The 1,143-nt window shown below is 64.2% G+C and carries 1 pseudogene; it reads left to right on the plus strand.

Annotation, left to right across the window (positions count from 1 at the left end):
• Nucleotides 1-1,143 (plus strand): annotated as a pseudogene (locus J2X19_RS25890) (heme utilization protein); the annotation flags it as partial.

A 1,143-nucleotide genomic window follows, 5' to 3' on the forward strand; every position in this document is an offset into this window, starting at 1 on the left:
CCAGATCGCGGCGCTGACGACTGCGGGTACGGCAGCCTTGACGACCAACCAAGTGCAGGCCATCAACACCGCAGGCATTGCTGCGCTGCGTACGGCACAAGTGGCTGCGCTGACGACCAACCAGGTCGTAGCGTTGACGACCGCCCAGGTCGCATCGTTGACGACAGCCGGCATCGCTGCCTTGAGCACCAGCCAAGTCGCGGCCATCGAGACCGTAGACATTGCGGCGCTGACGACCAACCAGGTCGCATCGCTGACGACAGCCGGTGTGGCGGCGTTGACGACCAACCAGGTTGTGGCCTTGACCACAGGCCAAGTGGCATCCTTGACCACCGCAGGCGTAGCCGCCCTGAGCACCAGCCAGGTGGCTGCGATCGAGACCGTGGACGTTGCGGCGCTCAAGACTAACCAGGTTGCAGCATTGACGACGGCCGGTGTGGCCGCGTTGACGACCAGCCAGGTCCAGGCGGTCAACACCGCCGGCATCGCCGCCTTGCGCACTGCACAAGTTGCAGCGTTGACGACCGACCAAGTGGTGGCACTGACCACTGGCCAGGTCGGCTCGTTGACGACAACCGGAGTAGCGGCGCTGACGACCAGCCAGGTTGCGGCGATCGAAACCATTGACGTTGCAGCCCTCAAGACCAGCCAGATCGCGGCCCTGACGACAGCCGGAGTGGCAGCGCTGACGACCAACCAGGTCCAGGCCGTGAGCACGGCCGGTATTGCCACCCTGGGCACCAACCAGGTGGCGGCACTGACGACCAACCAGGTTGTGGCACTGACCACAGCCCAGGTGTCTGCTCTGACTACTGCAGGCGTAGCGGCTTTGAGCACCAGCCAGGTTGCGGCCATTGAGACCGTGGATGTAGCGGCTCTCAAGACCAGCCAGATCGCGGCGTTGACGACTGCGGGTACGGCAGTCTTGACGACGAACCAAGTGCAGGCCATCAACACCGCTGGCATTGCTGCGCTGCGTACGGCACAAGTGGCAGCGCTGACTACCAACCAGGTCGTGGCGTTGACGACCGCCCAGGTCGCAGCGTTGACGACAGCCGGCATCGCTGCCTTGAGCACCAGCCAGGTTGCAGCCATCGAAACCGTAGACATCGCTGCCCTGACGACCAACCAGGTCGCATCGCT

It is taken from the genome of Rhodoferax ferrireducens (genome assembly GCF_031458075.1).
In the GTDB taxonomy this organism is placed as follows: domain Bacteria; phylum Pseudomonadota; class Gammaproteobacteria; order Burkholderiales; family Burkholderiaceae_C; genus Rhodoferax_B; species Rhodoferax_B ferrireducens_A.